The organism is Alcaligenes ammonioxydans, from assembly GCF_019343455.1.
GTDB classification, from domain to species: domain Bacteria; phylum Pseudomonadota; class Gammaproteobacteria; order Burkholderiales; family Burkholderiaceae_B; genus Alcaligenes; species Alcaligenes ammonioxydans.
The window spans coordinates 186524-212997 of record NZ_CP049362.1 but is presented as its reverse complement, the minus strand read 5'-3'; the positions used below and the strand labels follow the sequence as shown (position 1 = coordinate 212997).

The 26474-nt window shown below is 57.9% G+C and carries 27 protein-coding genes; 8 read left to right on the top strand and 19 right to left on the bottom strand.

The window, feature by feature from the left end:
- Positions 1–76: 76 nt before the first annotated feature.
- Positions 77–1444: a DNA recombination protein RmuC gene (gene rmuC / locus FE795_RS00935; RefSeq protein WP_003804886.1), complete on the bottom strand. Its 1368-nt coding sequence runs from the start codon at positions 1442–1444 to the stop codon at positions 77–79.
- 279 nt (positions 1445–1723) lie between these two features.
- Here rmuC and FE795_RS00930 point away from each other — a divergent pair, with 279 nt between their 5' ends.
- Complete coding sequence (locus tag FE795_RS00930; RefSeq protein WP_059318368.1) at positions 1724–2734, top strand: acyltransferase; 1011 nt, start codon at positions 1724–1726, stop codon at positions 2732–2734.
- A 203-nt stretch (positions 2735–2937) separates the two neighbouring features.
- On the opposite strand, the gene FE795_RS00925 is transcribed toward FE795_RS00930, so the two are convergent.
- Both FE795_RS00925 and FE795_RS00920 read right to left on the bottom strand, forming a co-directional pair.
- On the bottom strand, positions 2938–4185 hold the full coding sequence (locus FE795_RS00925) for a D-amino acid dehydrogenase (RefSeq protein ID WP_219235440.1): 1248 nt from the start codon (positions 4183–4185) through the stop codon (positions 2938–2940).
- A gap of 103 nt (positions 4186–4288) precedes the next feature.
- Positions 4289–5173 (bottom strand): LysR family transcriptional regulator, encoded by an 885-nt coding sequence (locus tag FE795_RS00920; protein WP_003804892.1) that lies wholly within the window; start codon positions 5171–5173, stop codon positions 4289–4291.
- Positions 5174–5333: 160 nt separating this feature from the next.
- Here FE795_RS00920 and FE795_RS00915 point away from each other — a divergent pair, with 160 nt between their 5' ends.
- Positions 5334–6002, top strand: coding sequence for a GntR family transcriptional regulator (locus FE795_RS00915; protein WP_003804894.1), 669 nt, complete (start codon positions 5334–5336; stop codon positions 6000–6002).
- 93 nt (positions 6003–6095) lie between these two features.
- Here the strand turns inward: FE795_RS00915 and FE795_RS00910 are convergent, their stop codons facing one another.
- Positions 6096–7052 carry a Bug family tripartite tricarboxylate transporter substrate binding protein gene (locus FE795_RS00910; RefSeq protein ID WP_039944036.1) on the bottom strand — a complete coding sequence of 319 codons (957 nt, stop codon included), beginning with the start codon at positions 7050–7052 and terminating at the stop codon, positions 6096–6098.
- Between the two features lie 357 nt (positions 7053–7409).
- Here FE795_RS00910 and FE795_RS00905 point away from each other — a divergent pair, with 357 nt between their 5' ends.
- From FE795_RS00905 to FE795_RS00895, 3 genes are read left to right on the top strand one after another with little or no spacing between them, the layout of a single operon-like run.
- Positions 7410–9026, top strand: coding sequence for an ATP-dependent acyl-CoA ligase (locus FE795_RS00905; protein WP_003804897.1), 1617 nt, complete (start codon positions 7410–7412; stop codon positions 9024–9026).
- Between the two features lie 21 nt (positions 9027–9047).
- Entirely contained in the window at positions 9048–10208 is a 1161-nt protein-coding gene (locus FE795_RS00900) for a thiolase family protein (protein ID WP_219235438.1), read from the top strand.
- On the top strand, positions 10208–10510 hold the full coding sequence (locus FE795_RS00895; RefSeq protein WP_219235437.1) for a PhlB family protein: 303 nt from the start codon (positions 10208–10210) through the stop codon (positions 10508–10510). Before FE795_RS00900 ends, FE795_RS00895 begins: the two co-directional genes overlap by 1 nt.
- Positions 10511–11298: 788 nt before the next feature.
- Here FE795_RS00895 and FE795_RS00890 read toward each other — a convergent pair.
- The 3 genes from FE795_RS00890 to dctP all read right to left on the bottom strand — a co-directional run bounded on the left by FE795_RS00890 (position 11299) and on the right by dctP (position 14254).
- Positions 11299–12621: a TRAP transporter large permease gene (locus FE795_RS00890; protein WP_131071161.1), complete on the bottom strand. Its 1323-nt coding sequence runs from the start codon at positions 12619–12621 to the stop codon at positions 11299–11301.
- A gap of 2 nt (positions 12622–12623) precedes the next feature.
- Complete coding sequence (locus FE795_RS00885; protein ID WP_219235435.1) at positions 12624–13148, bottom strand: TRAP transporter small permease; 525 nt, start codon at positions 13146–13148, stop codon at positions 12624–12626.
- Positions 13149–13279: 131 nt separating this feature from the next.
- On the bottom strand, positions 13280–14254 hold the full coding sequence (gene dctP / locus FE795_RS00880; RefSeq protein ID WP_039944037.1) for a TRAP transporter substrate-binding protein DctP: 975 nt from the start codon (positions 14252–14254) through the stop codon (positions 13280–13282).
- Between the two features lie 209 nt (positions 14255–14463).
- Between dctP and FE795_RS00875 the strand changes: the two genes are divergently transcribed.
- The gene (locus FE795_RS00875; protein ID WP_003804908.1) at positions 14464–15144 is read left to right on the top strand and encodes an HAD family hydrolase; all 681 of its coding nucleotides are present in this window, start codon (positions 14464–14466) and stop codon (positions 15142–15144) included.
- Between the two features lie 111 nt (positions 15145–15255).
- Here the strand turns inward: FE795_RS00875 and FE795_RS00870 are convergent, their stop codons facing one another.
- From FE795_RS00870 to thpR, 12 genes are all read right to left on the bottom strand, one after another.
- Complete coding sequence (locus tag FE795_RS00870; protein WP_003804912.1) at positions 15256–15597, bottom strand: hypothetical protein; 342 nt, start codon at positions 15595–15597, stop codon at positions 15256–15258.
- A 4-nt stretch (positions 15598–15601) separates the two neighbouring features.
- A complete protein-coding gene (locus FE795_RS00865; RefSeq protein WP_003804913.1) occupies positions 15602–16237 on the bottom strand; it encodes an ABC-type transport auxiliary lipoprotein family protein in 636 nt (211 codons plus the stop codon).
- Positions 16234–17151: an MlaD family protein gene (locus tag FE795_RS00860; RefSeq protein WP_003804915.1), complete on the bottom strand. Its 918-nt coding sequence runs from the start codon at positions 17149–17151 to the stop codon at positions 16234–16236. Before FE795_RS00860 ends, FE795_RS00865 begins: the two co-directional genes overlap by 4 nt.
- On the bottom strand, positions 17151–17948 hold the full coding sequence (locus FE795_RS00855; protein WP_003804918.1) for an ABC transporter ATP-binding protein: 798 nt from the start codon (positions 17946–17948) through the stop codon (positions 17151–17153). The genes FE795_RS00860 and FE795_RS00855 overlap by 1 nt, the downstream gene beginning before the upstream one ends.
- Complete coding sequence (locus FE795_RS00850; RefSeq protein WP_003804920.1) at positions 17942–19078, bottom strand: ABC transporter permease; 1137 nt, start codon at positions 19076–19078, stop codon at positions 17942–17944. The genes FE795_RS00855 and FE795_RS00850 overlap by 7 nt, the downstream gene beginning before the upstream one ends.
- A gap of 64 nt (positions 19079–19142) precedes the next feature.
- Positions 19143–19961, bottom strand: a complete 819-nt coding sequence (locus FE795_RS00845) for an NHL repeat-containing protein (protein WP_003804921.1) — start codon at positions 19959–19961, stop codon at positions 19143–19145.
- Between the two features lie 17 nt (positions 19962–19978).
- Positions 19979–21274, bottom strand: a complete 1296-nt coding sequence (locus FE795_RS00840; protein WP_131071158.1) for a TRAP transporter large permease — start codon at positions 21272–21274, stop codon at positions 19979–19981.
- On the bottom strand, positions 21267–21758 hold the full coding sequence (locus FE795_RS00835) for a TRAP transporter small permease (protein ID WP_003804924.1): 492 nt from the start codon (positions 21756–21758) through the stop codon (positions 21267–21269). Before FE795_RS00835 ends, FE795_RS00840 begins: the two co-directional genes overlap by 8 nt.
- Before the next feature lie 15 nt (positions 21759–21773).
- Entirely contained in the window at positions 21774–22742 is a 969-nt protein-coding gene (locus tag FE795_RS00830; RefSeq protein WP_003804925.1) for a TRAP transporter substrate-binding protein, read from the bottom strand.
- Between the two features lie 37 nt (positions 22743–22779).
- The gene (locus FE795_RS00825) at positions 22780–23454 is read right to left on the bottom strand and encodes a DUF4286 family protein (protein WP_059318372.1); all 675 of its coding nucleotides are present in this window, start codon (positions 23452–23454) and stop codon (positions 22780–22782) included.
- A gap of 197 nt (positions 23455–23651) precedes the next feature.
- Positions 23652–24590, bottom strand: a complete 939-nt coding sequence (locus FE795_RS00820; protein ID WP_003804930.1) for a LysR family transcriptional regulator — start codon at positions 24588–24590, stop codon at positions 23652–23654.
- Positions 24587–25186 (bottom strand): RNA 2',3'-cyclic phosphodiesterase, encoded by a 600-nt coding sequence (gene thpR / locus FE795_RS00815; RefSeq protein ID WP_059318444.1) that lies wholly within the window; start codon positions 25184–25186, stop codon positions 24587–24589. Before thpR ends, FE795_RS00820 begins: the two co-directional genes overlap by 4 nt.
- 349 nt (positions 25187–25535) lie before the next feature.
- On the opposite strand from thpR, the gene FE795_RS00810 reads away from it, so the two are divergent.
- Positions 25536–25784, top strand: coding sequence for a GlsB/YeaQ/YmgE family stress response membrane protein (locus tag FE795_RS00810; protein WP_003804935.1), 249 nt, complete (start codon positions 25536–25538; stop codon positions 25782–25784).
- 239 nt (positions 25785–26023) lie between these two features.
- The gene (locus FE795_RS00805; protein ID WP_003804938.1) at positions 26024–26467 is read left to right on the top strand and encodes a DUF488 domain-containing protein; all 444 of its coding nucleotides are present in this window, start codon (positions 26024–26026) and stop codon (positions 26465–26467) included.
- The last annotated feature ends 7 nt before the right edge of the window (positions 26468–26474 follow it).

Genomic DNA, 26474 nt, shown 5'->3' with positions numbered 1-26474 from the left:
CGACTCCAGGCATGTCAGATAAGGACGGCCTGGCCTCATCGCGCAGCCAAGCAGGGGCTTGTGCTGTCACGCACGATCACGCATCCGACCCTTTTTCCTGCACCGGCTCAGTCTCTTGCGGCAACACCCATTCCAGCCGCTCATGCTCAATATCCGTATGCAAGGGCTCAATCCCCGGCTGCGTACGTTTGGCCCTGGCCGATAGCTCGGCAAAGCGGCTGACTTTGCCGTACAAACCTTGCTGGCCAGCCAGTGCCGTAACGGTGCTGTTATAGTGTTTGCCCGCCTGCCCCAAGGTTTCGCCCAGCTTTTTCAGACGTTCGGCCAGGAGAGACACCTGGTTATAGATATCCCCTGCACGTTGGCTCAGTTCGTGGGCCTGCTCATTGCTGCGCACCATCATCCAGATATTGGCTACGGTGCGCAAAATGGGCAGCAAGGTCGTGTGTGAAACCATCAGGACGTTCTTGCCCAGACCGTAATCGAACAGGCCATGATGCTGCTGCAACGCCTGCATATAGGCCGCTTCAATCGGCACATACATGAATACAAAACCAGGGCTGTTCAAACCGGGCAAGGCGCTGTAATCCTTGGTGGCCAGATCATCAATATGGTTGCGCAGTGCCTGCACATGCGCCTGCAGGCTTTGCTGACGCTCCTCATCGGTCTGAGCACGAATGGCGCGGTCGTAGTCCACCAGGGACACCTTACAGTCCAGCACCAGATGCTTGTCCTGGGGAAGATGGACCACAAAGTCGGGATACCGCAGGCGGCCTTGCTCATCGCGTGCCTGCCACTGCGTATCAAAGTGCACACCACGCACCAGCCCCGCCACTTCCAGCGTTTTCTCCAGCTGGGTTTCACCCCAATTCCCCGTGGTTTTCTTATCACCTTTCAGGGCCATCGCCAGCGAGTGCGCTTCGGCACTCATGCGCAGCCCCATTTCCTGCATGCGTTGCAGCTCCAGACTCAAGGCGGTCTGGCCTTTCACGGACTCGTCATGCACCTGGTTCACCCGCAGTTGAAAACCAGCCAATTGCTCGCGAAAGGGTCGCAGCATTTCATCCAGGGTGCGCTGGCTGTCCTGGCGCAACGTTTGTCCTTTGGCCTCCAGAATCTGTTGAGCCAGCGACTCGAACTGCAGCCGCATTTGTTCACGGCTATGTTCCAGGTCCTCCTGGATAGCCTGGTTACGCCGTTCCTGGGCCTGAATCTGAGCATCGCGGCGTATCAGCTCTTTATCCAGTTCCACGGCCCGGTTCTGGGCGTGCTGAGAGTGCTCGTGAGCATGGGCCAGATCCTGCTCCAGACGCGCGCATCGATCCTCCAGTGCCCGCTCGACCGGGGCGCTCATGCGCGACCGCAGCCATGCACCCAGCACCAGTCCCAGCGCCAAGGCGACCACCGCGATCAGCACATCCATTCCCGTCAAATCCAGCTGCATCCACCCTACTCCTGCCCAGCACCGCCAGATCAGGAATGTCCTGACCGGTCTGTCCGGCTAAGCCTGCTATTTAACCGTATAACGCTGGTAATTTATACACCCTTTTCTCAATCCCGACCTAAAGACAGCACGCTGACGGTGTCCGCGCCCGCCAAGCCGTGAGCTCGCCCTCTTCCCGTCACATCCAGACAAAACTGGACGCCAAATCCCGTATTTGGGGGACAAATCAGAAACGTCTGCCCCTTAGGATAAGCAGGTGTCTGTTTTTTATGCCCTCTCATGAACTGGATCAGCAATGCGCGGATCGTGGCGATTTTCTCGGTGGTATGCCTGCATATCGCTGCCTACGCCGTCCTCAATGCCGAGGTAGGCACGGCCAACTGGTGGAGCGGCAATCTGTATGATGCGGCCACCCGCTGGTGCGTACCGGTCTTTGTGATGGTCAGCGGTGCGCTCCTGCTCGAACCCCGGCCTCAAGAAGGCATGAAACTGTTCTATCGCAAACGGGCATCACGGGTCTTGCTGCCCTTGCTGTTCTGGACGGCCTTTTACCTGGGCTGGACCGCCTTCAAGCAACATTGGTGGACGCCGCAGGCAGATCCCTACCCCTATCTGGAGCGTCTATTGCAGGGGCGTCCCTATTTTCACCTCTGGTTTTTGTACATGATCGTGTTCCTGTACCTGTTCACGCCATTTTTGCGTCGCATGGTCCAGAACACCAATCTGAAGCAATTGACGGTGCTGACTGGAGCCGCTTTCGTACTGTCTGCGCTGAGCACCCTGAGCAAGCCAGAGCTGAACACTCACTCGGCTCCTTTCTTCACCTGGTTTCTGTCTTATCTGCCCTATTTCCTGCTGGGCTATCTGCTGCGCAAAGTACCTGTACGCGTGCCCCGCTGGCTGACCCTCTCGGTATTACTGGGCAGTATTGCGGCCACAGCCTGGGGCTTTTACGCGTTGGCCATCACCCACGATCGTCAAACCGCGGCGTACTTTTACGACTACCTGAGCATTACCGTCATCCCCATGTCTATCGCGTTGATCGTGCTGCTGCGTGACTGGAATCAGCCCTTGATCAACTCGCGCATCAGTGCCCATCTGGCGGAGCTGACCTTGGGGGTGTATTTGATCCACCCCTGGCTGATCGACCTGATGTACCGCTACCTGTTCACGGCGCTGGATTTCAATGCGCTGTGGTCGATTCCTGCGTTGGCAGTGGCCATCTATGGTCTGTCCCTGCTGCTGACGGCCGGCTTCAAAGCGACGCCGGTTTTGCGGGCAACCGTCTAAACACCACTACGTAAAACACAAAAAAAATGGGCTAGCTTCCAAAGAGAAACTTGCCCATCTCCATCTAGGGGTGCACCATCGGCGCGACTGATTATTCGCGGCTCATTACCCAGCACCAAGCCTTCACACAACGCCCCGCCACCGTCAACCCATGACCGGCCACGGACAATTGATTGCCACATACTTATCATCCGCTTCAAGGCTTAAGGACGAAATGGAGCGTCATCAATAGGCGAAGCCTCGCCCGTCAGGTGAGCCGCCAGAATCGCTGCGCTACCGCAAGCCAAGGTGAAGCCCAATGCGCCGTGGCCTACATTCACCCACAAGCGACCTGCCAGCTTGCTGGCTCCCACCACCGGTTTGCCCGATGGCGTCGCAGGCCGCAAACCAGCCCAGGTCTGGGCCTGTTCCAGCGGCAGACCGGGAAACAGGCCATTGACCTGCTGCTTCAAGGTCGCCATGCGGGCAGCAGGAATATCCAAACCTTCAAACCCAATATCCACCATCGCGGCCATGCGCAGTACCTTGCCCAGACGGGCGTACACAATACGCTGTTCGTAATCGGTGACGCTGATCGCCGGCACCGCCTGATTCAAACCCTCCAGCGGCAGGCTCAAGCTATAACCCTTCAAGGGATAAATCAACGGGCGGCCACCCAATTGCCGCAGCAAAGACACCGTACCCATCCCGCTGGCAAGAACAAACTGATCTGCTTGAAACTCGCCTTGCGGGGTGTGCACAGCGCGAATGTCGCGTCCTTCCATCACAAAACGCTGCACCGGTGTGTTCAGCCTCAATTCGTAGTCACCGTCGTTTTGCAGGCGCTCATGCAAGGCAAGGGCAAACAAACAAGCGTCGCCCGCTTCTTCACTCGGTGTGTAAATCGCACCTTGCAAGCGTGAACCCAAAGCCTGTAGTGAGGGTTCCAATTCCAGTACCTGGGCGGCCTCCAGCACTTGCTGCGACGAACCCAGCTCAGCCTGCAGTTGCGCTTGCTCACGCGCATGCTCAAACGGGCCCGGGCTACGGAACACAATCAGTTTGCCATTGCGTTGATGAGCAAACTCCAGATTGAAACGTGCTTGCCAGTCGTGCAGAACGTCGCGGCTCAAGTAGGACAGACTCAGCATCTGCGCAGTAGTCCGACGCACCACATCACTGCGGCAGGCTTTCAGAAAATGAAGCAGCCAGCGCCATTGCTGCAGGCTCAGGGCCGGCTTAAAACGCAGGGGCGAGTCTTTGTTCAACAACCAGCGGGGCAAATCCTTGAACACGCCGGGATCCGCCAAGGGGGCGACGTAGCTGTAACTTAGCTGCCCACCGTTGGCAAAACTGGTCTGTCCGGCCACCTGCGGGCCGGCCTCCAGAACCGTGACCTTGATCCCTTTCTGGCGCAACATGAACGCAGTGCTCATTCCGATTACACCGGCGCCGATAATACATACATGCATGGCTATACCCCCAATAACTGCTCTATTGTCTGGGGGGCGGCGTCGGGACGCCAATGAATAGTTGCTGTAGTCCATAACCCTGGGTTATGGAAAAACCAACGACTCAACCAGGAAAACGGCATTCCAGCAGCGCCTGCCGGATGTGATCGAGCACGCGTTCGCGCGAACCCGAGCCCGCATCATCAGGGGCCGTCAAAATACTCACGGGGATAGGCAAAGGCTCGGGCAAACGATGGATGGCAAGGCCTCGGCCTTGCATGGCGCGCGCGGTGACCAGATCGACCAGGGCCTCGCCCACCTGCTGCACCACCAGACTGCAAGCAACGTAATGGGTCTGCACACGCATAAAGGGCGTGACATCGGGAGCATGGTTTTGCAACAGGCTTTCCACCATCGCACCGACCGGGTCATCCGCGTCCAAAGCAATGAAGGCGCGCCCGGCCATCTCCTTCCAGTGACGCAACGGAGCAACGCCCGGCAAGGTAACGTGTACCAGTTCCGTATGGGCCAACACCTGCCGCTGCACACCGGAGGCTTCGCCCTGATCAAAGCTCATCACCATGTCCAGGTCGCGCGTTTCCAAGGCTTGCAGCAACTCGCCACTATGGTGGGTACGCAGCTCGAAACTCATGGCCGGGTGCGCCTGACGGCAGCGACTCAAGGCGACCGGCAGCAGCTCCAGGCCAAACGCCGGACTGCTGCCTATACGCCACAGCCCTTCATGGTGAGAGCGCAGATTGCGCGCCAGTCGGCTGACGTCATCCAGATTCTGATGCAAGCGCGCCACGTAAGGCGCCAGGATGCTGGCCTCGCGTGTGGGGATCAAGCGGCCCCGCACGCGGTCAAACAGCCGAAATCCCAGCTGCATTTCCGCCGTTGCCAGCATCTTGCTGGCCGCAGGCTGGGAGATATGCAGCAACTGCGCGGCCTGTGTCAATGAACCGCCACGGCAGATTGCGTCAAAAATTTCTACATGCCGCCACCGCATCGACGGGCCCTCCTGGTGCGTGCTGGTGTGAATACCCGGTATTATCCTGCAACTTGGACAGCAAAACCGTACGGGCAGGAAAGCCATCAGCCCCCGGCGCTTACTTGGTATCCTATAGCCTTTTGAGTCTTTTGCCGTGCGCCAGACGCCGGGCGAGCATATGGCTGCCAATCCCTACAAGAAACGCGAACCCAATATCCGTGAACAAGTCTATGGCATGTTGCGTCAGGACATTGCCCTGGGCAAGATCGGCTTTGACGTGCGGCTGGTCGATAACGAAATTGCGGCCAGCCTGAATGTCTCGCGCATGCCGGTGCGTGAAGCCTTGCTGCAACTGAAAAACGAAGGGGTGCTGGAAGGAACATCACGCGGCTTTGTACTGCGGGTCTACACCGCCCAGGATATCGAGGACATTTTCTCAGTACGTCTTTTACTTGAGCCACCAGCAGCCAAGCTGGCCTGCATCCATCAAAGCAAAGTGGGCATGCTGGCAATGGAACAGGCCTTGAGCCGAATTGAAGCCACTCACCAGCAAGGTGACCCGATCGACAATATTCAGGCCAACTGGGCCTTTCGCAGTGCCTGGATCAGCATGGTGCCCAACAAGCAATTGGTCGACACCATGGCACGCCTGCACGATCAGGCCGACCAAGCCCGGATTGCCTGCCTCCAGGACCCCCAGTTCCGATTGGAGACCATGCAGCGGGCCAAGGCCATCTGCCAGGCATTCCGTGAATGCCAGCAGGAGCAGGCAGCCCAGTTGATTAGGGAAAACCTGGTCATTTGCTGCTCGGCCTACTGCCTCAAGCAAGCGGAGCTGCTGGCCTGAGGGCGGCCCTACAGGACACGCCCCCCTGCGGTCACCGGCCGCAGGCCACAAAAAAAGGGCGCCGCAGCGCCCTTTTGCAATCAAGCCGTCCTGTTAGTCCAGCGTGATATCCAAGGCCTTAATGGTCGGCCCCATGGTTTGAGCATCACGCTCGATCAGATCCGCAAACTCCTGAGGTGTGGAAGGTTCGATCTGAATACCGAAGTCCACGAACTTCTTGACCACTGACTCTTCTTTCAGCACCGCCGTCAATTGTTCGGTCAGACGGGCCACGTCTTCCTCAGGCGTACCGGCTTTGGCCGAAATGCCCCACCAGATGGTGAACGCCACATTGGGGATACCGGCTTCTGCAATCGTCGGCACGTCTGGACGCAAAGGGCTGCGCTCGGTCGTGGCGGCCGCAATCGAACGCAAACGGCCATCTTCAAGGAAACCGCGGCTGCCCGTCAGCACATCAAAAATAAAGTCGATCTGGCCGCTCACCGCGTCAATCAAAGCGGGACCAGCGCCTTTGTAAGGCACGTGTACCAGTCGGGCGCCGGTTTCTTTACGCAGCATCTCGCCCAGCAGGTGAGTCCCCGTCCCCATCCCCGGCGAACCGTACGTCAGCTCCTGTTTCTGGCCCGCGGCCACCAGATCCTGAACCGTCTTGAAGGGGCTGTCTTTATTGACCAGCAGGAACACCGGCGCCTTAGCGGCCAGCGTCATGGGGATCAGGTCGGTTGCCACGTCGTAATTCAGACGCTGATACAAGTGGCGATTCAAGGAATAGGCACCGCTATCAGCCAGAAACAGGACCGTACCCAAGGAGCTGGGATTGGCGTTCTTCACGACGTTCATGGCCACCTGGGCACCCGCGCCGGGGCGGTTTTCCACGATGACTTTTTGATCAAAGCGCGTGCCCATTTCCTGGGAGATCACGCGCGCGAGCTGGTCCGCCGCACCGCCCGGTGGGTAAGGCACAACCAGCGTCACATTCTTGTTTTGAGCATGGGCCTGTGCACCCAACATCAGTGCACAACACGTTGCCAACTTAAGCCATACCTTCATTGTTCTATCCCCGTTGCCCCTGTGGGCTTATTCAAAATCATTGTGAAGCACCCTTGCTCAAATTGGTGAGCCCGGCCTGTTTTATTGCTGATCGACCCGCATCCCCAAGCCGGATCAACTGTTTTGCCAACCGTATTTCCACACGTCGCAAAACGACCCCCTTTCTGTCCCGCGCCAAGGTTGGGTTTGCCCGAAGTACCACTGCGTGATGGCCTCTGACACTTCGGGTTTTTCCGGTGAAGGACAGGAATTTACAAATAATATATTGCAGTATACTGTTTGCAGGATATTAGTAATTTCACCCATGCATATCGGCTTATCGCCTTGGTGGCGCGTGAGCCGGGAGACAGATAGATCATGCACGCCCATTCCATTCCCGCTTCTGAATTGCCGCTGTTTTCAATACCCGCCACGCAGCGCACGGTACCGGCCCTGTTGCGCCTGCGCGCCGAGCGCATGGGTGATGCCCCGCTGTTCTCAGACCGTCATACCCACTACACCGGCGAACAAACCTTGCAAGTGGCCGCAGCCAGCGCCAGCCGCCTGAGCCGCGCCGGCATCAAGCGTGGCGACCGGGTCGCCCTGCTCTGCACCAACCGCCACGAATTTTTGGACATGGTGCTTGGCTGCGGCTGGCTGGGTGCCATTGTGGTGCCCATCAATACCGCCTCGCGTGGTGCCCAGTTGCAGCACATTCTGTGCAATAGCCAAGCCAGCCTGCTGGTGGTGGAAAGTGATCTGACTCCGCTGCTGGCCGATGTGGACCTTGGCGCCACTGCCGTCCAGCAAGCCTGGTTGATTCAAGGTCAGGAAGCCGCACAAACACTGGCTGTGGCCACCTGCGATCTGCCTGCTTTGGGCGATTACTGCGAGCCTGCGGATATCGGCCCTGGCGATACGCTGGCCATTCTGTACACCTCCGGCACCTCGGGCCCCTCCAAAGGTGTGCAATGCCCCCACGCCCAGTTCTACTGGTGGGGTATTTACACTGCCAGCAAACTGGGCATGAAAGCCGACGATGTGCTCTACACCTGCCTGCCCATGTTCCACACCAATGCCCTAAATACCTTCTTTCAGGCCCTGGTCAGTGACGCCTGCATGGTGGTGGACAAGCGGTTTTCAGCCAGCCGCTTCTTTGACAATCTGTGCCAGACTGGTGCCACCATTACCTATCTGCTCGGTGCCATGGTGCCCATCTTGCTGTCCAAGCCGGTCACGGCCGCAGAAAAGCAGCACAAGACCCGCATTGCCCTGGGCCCTGGCGTGCCTGAACAGTTTCATAGCCAGTTTCTGGAGCGCTGCCAGATGTACCTGCTCGATGGCTTTGGCTCCACCGAGACCAATTATGTGATGGGCCGGGGTATCCAGGAGCAGCGCAATGGTTATATGGGCCGTGTATCCGAGGGCTTTGAGGCGCTGGTAGTGGATGAAAACGACAACCCGCTGCCAGACGGTGAAGTGGGCGAGCTGTTGCTGCGCGCCGATGAACCCTATGCCTTCGCGCTGGGTTACTACGGGCAACCGGACAAGACGGTGGAGACCTGGAAAAACCTGTGGTTCCACACCGGTGACCGCGTCGTGCGTGATGCAGATGGCTACTACCGCTTTGTGGACCGTCTGAAAGACATGATTCGCCGTCGTGGTGAGAACATTTCCTCCTACGAAGTCGAACAGGCATTGGCCAGTCACCCCGCTGTCCACACCGTTGCGGTGTATGCGGCCAAGTCCGAACTGGCCGAGGACGAGGTCATGGCCATGATTGTGCTGCGTCCTGATTGCAGCGTTAGCTGCGAGGAACTGCTGCAGCATTGCGAACGCCGCCTGCCCTATTTTGCTGTCCCCCGCTTTATCGAATTTACGGATGTCTTGCCCACTACGGAAAATGGCAAGATTCAAAAATTTGCCCTGCGTGATCGCGGCATTGGTCCCAACACGTGGGACAGAGAAAAAGCGGGCTATCAGGTTCGTCGCTAAGCGCTGTTACAGGAACTGACCATGACACCTGCTTTCAACTTGAATACGGTGCGTCTGCTGGGCGCGACCGAGGTCACCTATACGCGACGCGGTCAGCTTGGCACTTCCGAGCTGCTGGCCCAGGCGTTCAAGCAGTCTCTTGCCGCAGCGGGTCTGGAGGCCGGCGAAATTGATGGCCTGGGGGTGGCCTCCTTCACCCACGCCCCTGACCGGGCTATTGATCTGGCCTGGAAGCTGGGCTTGAAGGTGAGCTGGATAATGGATGACAGCAATGGCGGCGCCAGCGGTCTGAATATTCTGCAGCACGCCATTCGCGCCGTTCAGGCAGGGGATGCCCGCTGTATAGCGATTGTGGCCGGGGATCATTTTCAGGCCAAGGATTTCCAGCAACTGGTCGAGAACTATAACCAGACGACTTATGACCATTTGCGACCTTTGGGCGCAGGCAGTCCGAATCATCGCTTTGCCATGCTGACTGCGAATCACATGCGCAAGCTGGGTTTGGAGCGGGCGGATTATGCGGCCTTGGTGATGCGCCAGCGCTTGTGGGCCGGCATGAATCCGGGTGCGGTGTATCGCAGCCCCATGAGTCTGGATGACTATATGAATGCGCCTGAAGTGGCGGACCCTTTGACGCGGCTGGATTGTGTGCCGGTGGTCGATGGTGCCAATGCCTTGATGGTGATGCGCGCGGATCATCCGGCGGCGCAGAATCAGCCTGCAATTACCGTAAGGGCGTTACGCAGTTTTCACAATATTGATGATCAGCAAGGCGATGGCTTGAGCACGGGTCTGGCGGCTTTGGCTCCGGCTTTATGGGCGGAGTCCGGCTTGAGTCCGGCGCAGATGGATGTGGTCAGTATTTATGACGACTACCCCGTCATGGTGCTGGCGCAGTTACAGGATTTGGGCTTCTTTCAGGCCGATAATGCCAAACACTTTATTCATGAGTCGATTGCAACAGGACGTGTACCGGTAAATACCTCTGGCGGGCAATTGTCAGCGGGGCAGGCCGGGGCGGCTTGCAGCCTGCATGGACTGGTTGAGGTGATGCGTCAGTTAAGCAATCAGGCGGGGGAGCGGCAGGTGGCGCAGGCTCGCTATGGCTTGGTCACGGGTTACGGCATGGTGGAGTATCGCTATGGCATGTGCTCGACAGCGCTTGTTCTGGAGGCTTTGTAATGCATCCTTCTGTGTTTCGGTGTGTGCAGTGTGATCATCGGGTGTTTCCGGCACGGTTCTTGTGTCCCATGTGTCATGGGGATGTGTTTGAGGCTGAGGAGTGTGCGTCTGGTGTGGTGACGGAACTGACGCGTAGCGCTGCTTCTGGCGAGGAGCCAGGGGTGTATATGCTGGCAACGGTTGCCAGCGATGCGGGGCCGGTGTTGATTGCTCGAGTGCTGGATGAGGCTGTCCAGCGAGGGGATAAGGTCGCGTTGGTTCTGCGGGATGGTGGGATTTATGCGGATCTTGTGCGGGGGTAAAGGGGATGTCTCAGCGGCTTGTTTAATGGCCTTATTTGCTGAGGCTGGGGTTAGATGCCCAGTCAGTAAAGATTGGGCTGACTCACGTGTTGGAATCAGCCACGGTTCGACGCAATGAAGAAGGTGACTATAAGGCGCTGGTTCAGGGGCTGTCCGGGTGTCGGGGCTGGCAACTTGCCGGCGCTGCGCGCCGGTGCCCTGGTCAGATAATCGCTACGGGCGCCCCTTGAACTCGTCCGGTGGCTTGTCCCCCGGGCAACCCCCAAGCGTCGGACTCAAACCGCAAGGTGCTTGCACCCCTGCGCAATTATCTGCCTGCGGCAAGTCGCCTGATCCGCCCCAAACACCCGGACAGCCCCTCAATCAGCTCACAGCATCTTTTATCGGACGATTGTTGATAGGGGTGTGAATGCTCCGACTTAGTGTTCTTGACGGGCTGGCTGAGTGCGCTTTACTACACACAAGCTAAAGACGTGGGGCTTATGCGCTCAAGCCTCAAAAACTGACCTGAACACTGTCGGCACACACAACCTGCGTCCTACTCGCCTCTAAAATCGATCCCAGCGACAGGCAGAAAGATCGTTAAAGCGCTTGTGCGCCGCCCCCACATCAATCACTTTGCTGCACATAAATAGGCAGCAAGAACGATCAACGCTATTGAGCATAAAAAAAACCTCAGTTGGGCCTGTGCCGAACTGAGGTTTTTTGTTTGAGCGTTGTATCCAGACTCTGGCTTTCTTCGCGGAACAACATGCTTGTTGTCCCGCTTTCAGACTGCCTGCTCTGCCTTAGCCGATCAGGCCTGGCAGGCCGATGGCAATCCAGGGCACAAACAGGACCAGGGCCAGAATGCCGATCTCGATGACCAGGAAGGGCACGGCAGCACTGTAGATGTGAGGCAAGCGGATGGACGGAGGTGCCACACTTTGCATCACGATCAGCAACAGACCAAAGGGCGGGGTCAACAAGCCGATTTCCAGTGCAATCAGAATCATCACTCCCAGCCAGACAGTGTCCACACCAGCGGCCAATGCCAAGGGCATGAAGAAGGGCAAGGCGATCATCATCATGGAGATCTGATCGAGCACCATGCCCATCACCAGCAGCACCAGCAACATGCAAATGACCAACACGAAGGGCGACAAATCATAGTCTTTGATCAAGCCCAAAAAGCCAGCGCTGGCGCCCGAAAAGCTCAACAATTGGGCAAAAGTGGTCGAGGCCGCCAGAATAAACAGGATCACCACCGATACTTTGGCCGTTTCGATCAGGCTCTTCCACAAGGCTTTGAGCGTCAGGGCGCGGTAAGCAATGGTTGCCAGCACCGAGGCGACCACGCCAATGGCTGCTGACTCTGTGGGCGAAGCCCAGCCGGCCAGCATGGAGCCCACCACCGCGATAAAGATACCCAGCAAAGGCACCACATTCAGCACAAAGGGCTTCCACAGGGCCCAGCCCTTCAGACGCGTGGCAGGATCGTCATCGCTCATCGGTGCATCTTGCGGACGCAGGCGGCTACGCACGACCACATAGGCCAGGAAACCGGCCGCCATCAACATGCCGGGCAAAATACCGCCAATCAGCAGGCGCTCGATCGAAATGCCGGCCAGACTGCCCAGCATCACCGCCAGTGCCGAAGGCGGAATCAGCATGGCGATACCGCCCACGGCCATGATGGGGCCCATGGCCATGGTAGGGTGATAGCCGCGACGCAGCATTTCAGGCAGCATCACACCGCCCATCATGGCCGTATTGGCAATCGACGAACCCGACAGGGTGGCAAACGTCGTCCCTCCCAGAATACTGACGATGGACAATTTGCCCGGCACGCGCGAGATCATGCGTTCAATCGAGTCGATGGCCTTAAAGGCCAGACCAGTATGAAACAGCACCTCCCCCATCAAGACAAACAAGGGAATGGGGGTGAGCGAAAAACTGCCAATGGAAGCGGTAGTATTCCGTGCCCACTGAGCCAGACCGGCCGCTTCGCCCAGAAACAACCAGGCTCCCAGCAAGTTGACAGACAGAAAGGCAAATACCACCGGCGTGCCGATGGCCATCAGAAGAAAAAGCGATCCCAGCAGCAGGATCAATGCCATTTGCCATTCCATGCTCAGGCTCCTTGCGCCGCGGAACGCGAAATCAGACGACGAAAGAATTCCAGTGCCAGCAAGCCCGCCCCGAACAGCAAAGGCAGATTGAGCCACCACTCGGGAAAGATCAGCGCTTTGAAGACCATGGCGCCTTGCTCGTGCGAATCCAGCGCCACCAGGGCACATTGCCAGGCCAGTGTGCCGCAAACACCCAGTCCAAGCAGGTTCGAGAGCAGATCCAGACCGCGCTGAGCAGAAGCTGGCAAGGTGTTGAACAGCACATCAATACGAATATGACCGCCCAGGTACAGCACCCAGGGGGCTGCCACAAAGGTGGCGATAATCAGCATGTACTCGGTCACCTCCACGCTGGTCGAGAGCGCGTCGTAACCCATGTTTCGCAATATCACGTCAGCACAGACCAGCAGGCTCATCAGCCCGAAAGTCACGGCTGCCACGGCACCGCAGGTATGCATTAAAAGGGCGTAAGGACGCCCCCACGTCGGGTTGGAAGGCTGGCCTTCCGGGGCTGTTGCAGCAGACATCGCGTCTTCTCCGCAGGTCAAGGATCACTGAAAGGGCGGGCATCATATCGCCCGTAGGGCGCCATCAAAAAGTGGACACTGTCCGCAAGGGGGCAATGTCCACTGTCCAACAGCGTCAACAACTATCTGCGTTAAGGCTGGTAACCACCAAACAGTTCGCGCAGTTGCGCGGCGTATTTGGGGCTGGATTTGTCGATACCGGCCCAACCAGCTTCATACGCCTTGGTTCGCAAGGCACGAGCAACGTCCGGCTCCAGAACCAGCGCCTGCACACCGGCCTGCTCAGTGGCGGCTTTTTCCTCCACCGCCATCTGGTGTTCAGTCACGTTTTGCGACTCCATCCACTCGATCTGTTTGCGCATGAAGGCTTTTTGCTCTTCATCCAGTTTTTCCCAGCTCTTCTGGTTCATGAAGAAACCCACTTCCACGTTATAGAAGCCGGGTTCAACACGGTATTTGGTTTTTTCATGCCAGCCCATTTCCATCACACCCACTGACGGCCAGCCATACCCGTCCACCACGCCACGCTCCAACGCGGTATAGACCTCGCCGGGTGGAATCTGCAAGGGAGTAGCACCGATTTCACGGAAGAAAGACAGGTACACCGGCACGCCACGCAGCTTAAAGCCCGACAGGTCCGCCGAAGTCACCGGCTTGTTGGTGTAGATGTGGTATTGCAGGCCATCGGTAGTGCGGGCCAGCCAGGTGATATTGGCTTTTTCACGGTGAATCTTGTCCATCAGCTCGTAGCCGCCATTCTGGCGCAGCTCGCTCATGGGTTTTTCCGTCAGCGTCAGGGCCAGCGCCTCTGGCACCAAGTTGGCATGAAAGACAGCGGTTGTATTGGCAAAATCGATCACGCCCGAACGCAGGGCATTGCCGACCTCAAAAGGAGGAATGGCTTCCGGGCCACCAATGACGTTGATCTGTACCAAGCCCTTGCCTTCTGCGTTGACCTTGTCAACGAATTGCTTGAACCGCTTGGTAAAGAAGGTGTCCATCGTAAAGACAGATACCGCCTTGAGCGTGACTTCCGCCGCCTGCGCGCCAGCCATTCCCAATGCCAGCAACGCTGCTGCCACCACTCGAGTTGTTTTATGAACCATGACGGAACTTCCGCAGTAAGGTTTATTGATTATGAAATTTTAGTTTAGATATAAATATATCAATAATCAATTATTTATGAGTCGGGGTTTTCACTAGGCCGGCAGATCCCCTGCCGGTACTCAGGAGTCCACGCCGCGCCGTGCCTGCTCGGCATCCGCCTGCGGTATCATCACAGACTTCAAGTTTTATTGGCTAAAAGGTATTACTGATGACATTTTCCGCTGTGCTGTTTGATTGTGACGGTGTGCTGGTAGACAGCGAGCCCATCACGGTTCGCGTGCTGCGGGACATGTTGCAAGAGGAAGGCTGGGTGATGAGCTACGAACAGTGCTACGACTGGTTCATTGGCAAAGCCCTGCCCGACGAGCTGCCGACCGTGCGAAAAATGACGGGTAAGGACCTGGATATGGAATGGGTGATGGCCTTTCGCATGCGCCGCAACCATGCCTTGAGCAATGAAGTCATGGCCATTCCCGGCATCCAGGACACTCTGGATGCCATTTTGCGCGACAAGCCCGGCATGATTGCCTGTGCCTCCGGGGCAGACCGAGCCAAGCTGGTACTGCAACTGGGACAAACGGGACTGCTGGATTATTTTGGCAGCCATATCTATAGCGGCGCCGAGACCCCCCGCAACAAGCCTTACCCGGATGTGTATCTGGCCGCTGCGCAGGGTTTGGGTGTAGACCCCAAGGAATGTCTGGTCGTGGAAGACAGTGTTACAGGCGCGACAGCAGGCCTGGCCGCCGGGGCGACTGTCTTGGGTTACTGCCCGGTCCCCGACAAACAAGAAGATCTGCGCCGCCTTGGCGTGCGGGACACCTTCCGTCGTATGGATGAATTACCGGCCTTGATCGCTAGGCTGGAGCACGAACGCGTACAAGGTTAAACCTTCATGCAGCCATGAAAAAGGCGCGGCGTAGCGAGCCGGGCTCAAAAACGACGTGTGCCCTTTCTTTTTCGGGACTCCTCGCTTCTACCGTGCCTTCCTGTCCGTGGCTTAATCTTCCAGATGGAAGGTATGCAAAATACGATGCATCACGGGCGTAATAATCAGCCCGAACGTGGCGACCAGCACCAGACTGATATATGCGCCATAAATCGCAAAAAAAACTTTGCCAGCCCAGGTCTCGGGCAGAGCCATGGGGCCAAGTCCCCCCACCATCATGGCTGCATTCAAGGCCGCATCGTGCCAGGGCACATTCTCTTCAAACCACATATGGCCCAGTGCACCCAGCATCAGGGAAAAAGTTACAAAAACGATACCAATCAAGGTATGCATCAACAGGCGTTTGGCAAACTGCCAACCCGTAATCAAGGGCTGATCGCGTGACTCGTACATATCATTAAAACGTCTCGGTCTGAACCGTCAAAGAACCCAACCACTGGCTGACCTGCAAGGACAGGGCATCGGCAGCCTGCCCAAAAGCATCAACCACCTCAGGCACCGCCGTGCCGTCCACCTCCTGCTGAACCACAAATCGACGGGTCTGGATCAACTGGCCAGAACGCTGGTCACGCAACAAGGCATCAAGCTGAATGCGTACCCGTGGCGCACCCTGTACATACTCGACCTGGAAGGCTCCCAAGGTACCTCCCAGCTCGATATCGGCAATCACGGACTCGCCTTCCAGCACCACGGCCCGGAACTGTGCGGCGTCACGCAAGCCATCGGCCAGACGATTGCGCAGCAGGGCAGGCGCATCATCCCCCCATCGCACGCCTTTATACGCGCTTAATTCGTTGCCTTGAGGCAAAACTGTAATACGCGAACTGGCCAGCAAACGATCCGCATGAGGGCGATTGACCTGAATAATCAATTGCTTGTGCGAAGCACCGGCTTGCTGGGCGCTCAGCGCTGCCGCCGGAAGCTGATAGTAGGTCAGGGGCTCGGACTGAGGCAGAACCGAGCAGGCCGTAGACAAGGCGGCCAGACCAACTACCGATGCCTTTAGCAAACGATGCACAATCGTGGGCATCATGGTGTGAACTCCTGTAATTTGTCGCGACCCAAGAGGTAACCGGTCGGATTTTCTTCCAGACGGGAGGTAACGGCCCGGAACCCGGCCAGTACCTGCCGCAACTCACGCAAGGCAGGCTCGATCTCGGTCAAACCCTGGGCCCCGCGGCCAATAGCGGCCGAGTTCTGTTCCAGCAGCTTGTTCAGGCTTTGAGTGGCGCGGCTGAAATCTTCCATGGATTTCTGAATCGCATTCATGGCCTGCGTACCCTGACGATCCACCAGCCCCTGTGTGGACGAGAGCAGGCGAGTAGCCTGTTCGCTGGCCTGGGACAGCTCTTTTACCAGGGCCGGCACGCCTTCACTGGCCTTCGAGAGCTGCCCCATCAAGGCTTCCAGCTGTTGCAAACTGGCAGAAAGCGATAATGAGTTCTCGGACGACAAGAAGGTATTGGCGTTATCCAGCAGCCGGGAGATCTGTGCCATCAGCTCCTCGCCCCCGGCCATTAATTGAGCCAGTGGAGAGGGCGAGGCCACAATGGTAGGCAAGCCGTCATCCTGGGCCTCCAGCAAGGGACTGTTAGGCGTGCCGCCGCTAAGCTCAATCACGGACTGGCCGGTAATGCCGGCCAGCGCCAGGCGAGCCTGGGTATCTTCGTGAATCGGGATCGCAGCCTGAATCGTCACTTGCGCCCGCACACGCTGCAAATCATTCGGGTCCAGGCGCAAATGCCGCACCTCGCCCACACGCAAGCCGTTGTATTGCACGGCACTGCCACGTGACAAGCCACGCACACCTTCCAGAAAGACAATATCGTAATCACGGGTCTCGGCATCCTGCCCCGACTTGGCCAGCCAAAGCGAGAAAAAGACAGCAGCGATCGCCACTACCAAGGTAAAGACCCCGATCAATACATGATGGGCACGCGGTTCCATTAACAATGCTCCTGACGACGGCTTTGGGCCTGTTGGGCGGCCCGTCCCCGTGGACCGTGGAAATATTCCCGAATCCAGTCGTTATCAACCTGCTCTACATGGGCCAGCGTGTCGTTGACCAACACACGCTTTTGCGCCAGCACGGCGACCCGGTCACAAATGGTGTAGAGCGTATCCAGATCGTGTGTAACCAGAAAAACGGTCAGACCCAACGCATCGCGCAAGGTCAGAATAAGCTGGTCAAAATCCCCCGCGCCCACTGGGTCCAGACCGGCCGTGGGTTCGTCCAGAAACAGGATTTCCGGATCGAGTGCCAGGGCACGCGCCAAGGCGGCGCGCTTGATCATGCCGCCAGACAGTTCGGCCGGATATTTGGTCGCCGCATTGGCGGGCAAACCGGCCAGTGCCATTTTCATGGCGGCGATATGCTCGGCCGATGAGCGGGACAGACCGATATGCTCGATCAAGGGCATCGCAATATTCTCGACCACGGTCAGCGAGGAGAACAGTGCCCCTTGCTGGAACAGGACCCCTAGACGGCGCTCCAGTCGCGAACGGTCTTCGGGCGACAGAGAACCGATTTCCTGATCAAAAATGCGAACCGTGCCCCCATTGGGTGGGCGCAAACCTAAAATGGCGCGCAGCAGTACCGACTTACCCGTACCGGAGCCCCCCACCACGCCGACGATCTCACCGGGGTAGACGTCCATATCCAAATGCTCATGCACGACGTGATCGCCAAAGCGATTGTCCAGATCACGCACTTGAATAATGGGACGAACGGCAGCCTCTACCATCCCATCTCCATAAAGAACAGCGCGGCCAAGGCATCGATCAAAATGACGATAAAGATGGATTGCACCACGGCCGAGGTGGTGTGCTCGCCCACAGACTGGGCGCTGCCAGTGACCTTGAACCCTTCCTGACAGCCGATGACCGCGATCAGAAACGCGAAGATCGGTGCCTTGGCCATGCCCAGCACAAAGTGTCGCAAATCAATATCCTGATTGAAGATATTGATGAACATGGTCGGCGAGATATCCAAAATCAGGGCGCACACCAGTGCGCCACCAAAAATCCCCGCCAGCATGCCCACAAAGGTCAGGATAGGCATGGCCAACAACATGGCCAGCACCCGGGGGATGACCAGAATCAGCATGGGATTCAGCCCCTGGGCACGCAGAGCATCAATTTCTTCATTCGCCTTCATGGAGCCAATTTGCGCGGTAAAGGCGCTGGCAGTGCGACCCGCCATCAAAATGGCCGTCAGTAGCACCGCGAACTCTCGCAGGAAGGAAAAACCGACCAGGTTGACGGTGTAGATCGTGGCGCCAAAATCCGCCAGCACCGTCGCGCCCAGAAAGGCGATCACTGCACCGACCAAAAACGTCAGCAGGGCCACGATGGGCACTGCATTAAATGCAGTTTCCTCCAGTTGCGCCACAATCGAGGTCACCCGCCACTGACTGGGCCGCAGCAGATTGCGGATCAGCGTTTCCAGCGTCAGGCCTATGAAACCCAGGAGCTCGCGCATATTGCGCGAAATGTGGACCATGGACAGGCCCACCCGCTCGAACAGATCCGTGATGCCCCAGCGGGGCGCAACCAGATGGCGCTGATCCATGCGACTCATCGCCTTGGCGACGGTTTGCAATAACTGATGGCGCTCTTTGGACAAGCCTTGGGCCGTATCCAGAGCCACCTGCACACGCTCGGCTCCGAGCCACTCGCACAGCACCTGAGCACCGGTGGTATCCAGCGACTTCAAGGCGCTGAAATCCAAGGACCACGGGCCCTGCTTGTCACCGAGCGAGCGCAAACTGCTTTGCAACGCTTCGTAGTGACGCAAGGACCAGTCGCCTAGCAATTGCAGCTGACCAGAGGAGTCTGTACGGACATACAGAGACGCAGACGTATTCATGCGCATAGTCTAATGGATTTGCGCTGACCGCTTCCATAGCGCCAACTACTTTTTCATGCTTTGTGGATAATTAAACGGGCTGTAAGCAAGTCAGGCAATCAGGCAACATTTCTGCTATATAAATCCGTCCGTCCAGCGCGGTGGTCAAACCATGCCCATACACGCCCTGCACCCGACAACGCCCCAGCAAGATGCCCGAATCCGGATCAAACCGTGACAGGCTCGCGGTCTGGTCGCTGACCAGAACGGAACCGTCGGTTTGTACGGCCACGGCCATTGGCTTGTACAAGGGGCGCAGTTCCCCCAGATAGCGACCTTGTACATCCAGATGCTGGACGCGATTGTTTTCACGGTCAGCCACCCAGACCGAACCGTCCGCCGCGCCGGCCAGCATATGTGGCGTGCTGAACTGCAAAGGCCCCGGGCCCGGCGCGCCCAGCGCAGCCAGCCACTGACGCTGCGGGTCAAAGCGATGCACCACGGTATTGCCATAGCCATCGCTTACCCACAAGCCTCCCCCTACACATTCAATCGCATGGGTGGGGTGGTTGAACGGTTCCTGCCAACGCGGCTGCTCCGGCATGCCCAGCCGCCATTGCTCATGGCCCTGGCCGTCCAGAGCAACAACCTGATGCCCATCGACATCCGTCACCAACACGCCGCCCTGCGGACGGGCGCTGATGTGATGCGGGCACAGCATATCGTCCAATGGCCAGCGGGCCGATACCTGTCCATCCGGAGTGAGCACCAGCACACTGGCCGGACGGCGCAGCAACGCCGCAATACGCCCATCAGAGAGCACCGCCACGCTGGTGATGCTGCCCACATCGGCCTGCGTCCAGGCGCGCTCCACTTTATAGCGTTGCGCTCCCAGGCTGACATAAGCCATAGTCATCTCCCCCCCCTTTACATCGCGTTAGGCAAGACCATGACGATTTGCGGGAAGATCGTCACCAATACGGTGGCCAGCACCAGCAACAAGAAAAAGGGGAAGGCCATGCGCACCAGCTCAAACAGGTTACGGCCGGTAATCCCCTGAATCACGAACAGATTGAAACCGATGGGCGGAGTGATCTGGGCCATTTCCACAGTCAAAATCAGATAGACGCCAAACCAGATCGGGTCGATACCGGCCGCCATCACAGCGGGCAACAAGACCGACGTGGTCAGCACCACAATGGAAATGCCATCCAGAAAGGCGCCCAGAATGACGAAAAACACCGTCAAGACGGCAATCAGGGCGTATTGGCTCAAACCCAAGGAACCAATCCAGGCAGCCAGATTGGCAGGCAGGCCGGTAAAGCTCATGGCGCTGGTCAGGTAGGCGGCCCCGATCAAAATAAAGGAGATCATGCACGAGGTGCGCGCAGCGCCTAACAAGCTGGCCGTAAAGGTTTTCCAATTCAGGGAACGCCCCACCGCGGCAATAAGCAAGGAACCAATGACACCGAGCACAGCCGCTTCCGTGGCCGTTGCAATACCACCGTAAATTGAACCGATCACAGCCACAATCAACAAGACCACCGGCAAGAGCAGACGCAGGCGCCGTACTTTCTCACCCAGGCTTAATTGCTCGGTTGCCGCCGGCACCCGATCCGGATGACGTATGGACCAGATTGCGATGTAGGCCGAAAACAGGCACATCAACAAGATACCGGGCAATACCCCGGCCACAAACAGGCGGATGATGGAAACCTGAGCGGCCACGGCGTACACAATCATCACGATCGAGGGGGGAATCAGCAGGCCCAGGGTACCGGCGCCGGCCAGTGAGCCGATACTGATGCTGTCGTCATAGCCTCGTGCTTTAAGCTCGGGCAAGGAGATGCGGCCAATGGTGGCAGCCGTGGCGGCCGAGGAACCACTGACTGCCGCGAAAATGCCGCAACCCAAGGTATTGACATGAACCAGACGACCCGGCAAACGCTGCACCCACGGCCCCAGCCCGCTGAACATATCTTCCGCCAGCCGGGTCCGATACAGAATCTCCCCCATCCAGATAAACAAGGGCAGGGCCGTCAGAGCCCAACTGGCCGAGGAGTCCCAGGCTTTGGTGGCAAAAATAATGCCCGCCGGTGCATCCGCATACAAAAAAATAGACAAGATACCGCAAGCGATCAGGACCAGCGCCACCCACACGCCACTGGCCAGCAAGGCAAGCAGAGCCACAAACAAGACGATTGCCTGAGATAAATCAGCCATGTTCCGTTGCCTCCAATTCTTGGCCCTGAACCACACGCAGCAGACGCCGCAACAACATCAGGGTCAGCAGACCCAAACCAACAGGCATACCCAGCTGGGGAATCCACAGGGGCACCGCGACCATGCCCTGAGCGACTTCCTTGTACACAAAGGACTCATACACAAAATGGGCCGTCTCCCAGGTACACCAGGCGGCCAGCAACAGCCCAATCAGCGTGGCCAACAATTCGTAAGGGCGCCTGAGGTGCTCGGGGATCACCTGCAACAACAAAGAGACGCGGATATGATCGCCCTGCAGCATGGCGTAGGGCAGCGCCAGAAAAATCGACGCTGCCATAAACCATCCTGCGAAGTCGTCCGACGCCGGTATTTGCATGGAGAACAGGCGCGCCACAATCTGCGCCGTCACCACTACCCCGATCAGGCAAAGAAAGAGTGCGGCCAGTGCGCCGCATACTCTGGCCATACGCTCCAGCACAATCATGGACGCACTCCTGATTTAGGGCTGACGGTAAGTATCAAGCAGCTTCTGGCCGTCGGCCCCTGCTTTCTTCAGCCATTCTTCGGTCATGGTCTGGCCGATAGCCTGCAACTGCGCAGCCAGCTTGTCGCTGAGCGGGCCGACCACCATGCCTTTATCGGCCATGGTCTGGGTCAGCTTGGACGTCTGTTCACGCGACATCGCCCAGCCACGCTGCTCAGCCCGTTCCCCAGCTTCCAGCACGGCTTTTTGCACGTTCTCGGGCAGGCGTTGGAACGCGCGCTTATTCACAATCACAAAGCTTTGCGGAATGAACACCTGCGCGTCGTAGTAATACTTCACGTAGTCCCAGGCCTGTGAATCCACGCCCGTGGCCGGCGAGGTCAGCATGGCATCAATAATGCCGGTAGAAAACGCCTGTGGCACCTCAGGTGTTTGCACGGTGGTGGGCACCGCCCCCATCAAGGAAACCAGGCGACTGGTGGCCGGACTGTAGGCACGGAAACGGACGCCAGCCAGATCCGAGAGCTGCTCCACCGGTTGTTTGGTGTAAATGCCTTGTGGAGGCCAGGGGGAGCCATAGACCAGCACGATGCCTTGCTTGTCCAGGCGCTCGGCCAGAAACGGACGGGTGGCTTTCCACAGCTTTTCCGACTGGTCAAAGGATGAGGCCAGGAAAGGCACGCTGTCGACTTCAAACAAAGGATCTTCGTTGCCGATGGCCGCCACCAGCATCTCCCCGGCCTGCACCACACCTTGCTGAACGCCACGCTTGACCTCGGGACGCTTGAGCAGCACCGAGTTCGATTGCACATTGATATTCAACTCGCCATTGGTCGCCGCTTTGATATCGGCCGCGAACTCACGCGCATTCTGTGTCAGAAAGTTGTTGTCAGGCTGCTCGGTGCTCATGTTCCAGTTGGTGGCCGCCTGCGCGGTCCCTGCCAACGCCAGTACGCAAGCCATGGAAAGTAATTTTTTAATCATGATGTCGCTTCTCCCAAGAATTGAGGTGATAGCCGTCTTATGAACGGCTCGCATTCAGATCCCGTGACTGCAGATCCCACAACAAAGAAAACTCGGATACATCGTTCGTTGCCACGCCCAGATCCTGCTGCAAGCGGGCGGCCAAGACATGCGCAGCCTCCGGGGTGGTCAGATCCGCCACCAGATACGGGTCCAAACGACGCTGCTGCGTATCTTCGGACGGCAGGGGGGTCGAGAGCTCGGGATCAGGCGTGAGCACACGCAAGGCCACCAAACCATCCACCTGTTCCAGATAGGCCGCACTGTGACGGGCCAGGCTTTGCTGATGCGCACGTTCAGGCAGACGCACCAGCAAAACATGTGAGCCCGTACCGGCCCCGCCCAGCACGCTCACCGCCATCACGCGGCGCTGGGTATTGCTCATGCGCGCAAAGTTGATATTGGACCAGTCTGTCTGCTGCTCAAATGCTTTTCGATATTCGGGGGTACCAAAGACCCGCAGGGACTCGGTGCGATACAGGGCCAGATACTTGCGCCCGACCCCTTGACGCACATAACGTCGCGACCATTGAAAGCCCGGTATGGCCGCACGCTCGGCCATGTGCTCGCGCTCATACCATTGATTGAAATCCCGCTCATGTTCCGGGGCGATATCTGTCCAGATGAACAACTCCCCCGGCGCATCACGATCCGTACGAAAAATAGCAGACACGACAGCCCTCCCGAATCAAAGTCATTGCACACGCTTTGTGGGAGTGTCCAACGGCTGCCGGGCAGAGACCAAACGGTTTATTTCAACCTGGAGCAATCGGAAAAAGCGATCAGTTCTAGCGAATGGCGCGAGATATAGCTTATCAAGCAAGCGCGGCGGTCGTACACCTGTACGGGCAAGGGGAAAACCCTCAAAGGCTAGATGGCAAAAACACGCGTGTCTGGCGGGGGTAAAGCCAGACCTGGATGCTCGGCAGCAAAATGATGCATGCGCTCCAGCGCTACCCCAATGACGGCCTGAGCCGTTTGCGTCAAGGGATCGGGTCGCCAACTGGCCACCAGACGCAAGTCCGGCAAGGCATGCTCACAGACGATTTCCTGATACAGCCCACTGTTGAGCTGACGACTGACCGCCGCCAGGGGCAAGGTCGCAATACTGGGTTGTGCCTCGATCAGTTGCATGCTGGCGGCAATGGAAGATACATAATGAATCCGGGCCTGATCTACCGGCAAGGGGTCAAGCAACTGCACCAAGGCCAGATGGGGCTGCGAGCCGCGAGGGAAGGTGACCAAGGGCCAGCGTTGGACCAACTCCTGCAAGCCACTACGGACCGGCATGCTCTCATCGGCCATGCACACCCAGCCCATACGCATCGACCCCATGGGCAGATTGCGTATGCCATCGCCCATGATGGGATCGGTCTGCAAGGCCACATCAATCGTTCCGCGTTTGAGCAGGTCATGAAGGCGCAACGTGGATTCAGCAGTCAGCTCAATTTCCAGTTCGGGATACAGGGCATGCAATTGGCGAATCAGGTCCTTGAACCAGGTATGCACAATGGACTCGACCACCCCCAGACGCACACGGCCGCTCAAGCGGCTGGAACCTGCCAGGGCCTCGCGCAGATCGTGCTCCATGCCCAGCATCTGCTCGGCGTACTGCATCAGTTTTCGCCCGGCGGGAGTCAAACGCAAATCCCGATGACCGCGCTCAAACAGGGTTTTCTGAAACTCGCTCTCCAGGGCTGCAATCCGTCCCGACACCGCAGCCTGCGTCAAATGCTGCTTGTTCGCGGCCGCCCGAAAACTGCCCAAGCGAGCAATCCAGATGAAAGTTTCCAAAAAACGAATATTCATGCACCTGTCCTTTCTGAGCCCATCATGGCGGCAAGATGATATTGGCTCCGCTGTTCACAGGGAACGGACACAATCAAGCCAGCACCATCACCGACAAAAGCCTGGGGCGACAACCTATGGCCATGCGCTCGGCCCGCCACAATCTGCGCATGCCGCAGCAAGGACACGTGCGGTCGAAAAGGGCGCGGAGGCTGTGTCCAGCCCAGCCCGGTCAAGCTGGACCAGATTGCCTCATGCCACTGTTGCAGGGCATCCAGAGCCTGCTTTTGCGAGTCGTCAGGACCGGCCCACACCACCCTGGGCTTTTCAAACACATCCCGTACGGTCAGATCCAGCTTGATATCCGGCACCGTCCATCCAGCCATTCGTGTCGCCAAGGACTGCAGCGCCGACACGGGGCTGCTATCGAGAAAAGCCAGGGTTAAGTGAAAGTGATCAGACTGCATCATCCGTCCACCATACAGGGCCTGGGCCTGACGGGCCTGTTCGGCCAGCCAGGCCCGGGTTTGCGCATCGGGCCACCAGCCGATGAACGCACGCATAGCGTGTTCGGCATCGCACTGCTTCAGGTCCAGAATGGGCAAGGGAATCGTCATCAGCACACCCTCAAACAAGGCAGGTTAAACAAGAACGGGCAGGCTCAGGCCCCCCCTCAGTGACAGCGCACACCTCTCGCTTTACCCCATCGTAGCGCTGTCCGCGCAAAATTCCGGTGAAAGCCCACCGACAGCCAGAGTCACGGGCAAAGGGAAATAGCCGGTTCTTCGCAAGGCTGCGCGACATTCGCACACTAGCAGCAGCCCGGATAAGGATCATCCATTTACAAAGCCTGACGTTTTTAACGGTTTCAGATACGCAAAACGATAGACGTGCAAAAACTCCCTACCTAAGATAGACCCAGCGGTCTGAACCTATGACCGGCAAACACAGAACAGGAGTAGAACGATGGGTATTATCTCCATGATTGTTGTGGGCTTTATCGTAGGTTTGCTGGCGCGGGCGATCATGCCTGGCGACCAGAAGATGGGATGGATAATGACGTCCATCCTGGGGATTGTCGGCGCATTTGTAGCCGGCTATCTGGGTCAAGCCATGGGCTGGTACGTCCCCGGCGAAGGCGCTGGCTGGATCGGTTCCATCGTGGGTGCCATCATCGTCCTGTTTATCTACGGCCTGGTCAGTAAGAAGGCGTAAAGCGCCACACGTACCCCCCAACACTGCAGCAGCCTTGACGGCCAGGTGGTTGAGACCTGAACCTCACCCTCGCACGGAAACGGGCTACACAAGTCCGGGAAGCTGCTGCAGCTTGCTGCTTGCCTTTAGCAGCCGCATTCACCGCCGCCTGTTACTGCGGCGGCCCCGACGCACAGAAGCAGAAAACGACCAGCCATCGCGACTGAGCGCCAGGACACCCGACGTTCCCGGAGCCTGTCATGCCTTACATCATCACCTTGAATCGCGTTTACGATGCCATCCATGCGTCTTCCGGCAAGGCTGCCCGTGTCCTGACAGACCGCCTCTGGCCACGCGGCCTGCGCAAAGAAGCGTTGGGCGATATCCAGTGGCTGCACGAAGCCAGCCCCACACCGGAGTTGCGCAAGGGTCTTCATAAGGGCGACATTTCCCCTGAGCAATTTCAGCGCCGCTATCAACAACAGTTGGAGCAGGACCCCGACGCCTTGCTGCCCTTGATGACGCTGGCCCGCAAAGGCGAACTGCAATTGCTAAGCGCCGCCCATGACCCACACACCTCGTATTTGACGGTGCTAAAACAGGCCGTGCTCAACGCATTGGCCAACGAGGATCGCATCCATGACGCAAGGGAACCCAGCTCGCCGGTCTGTTATGCCCACTTGCCACGCGAGGAAAAGGAATAAACCCGAC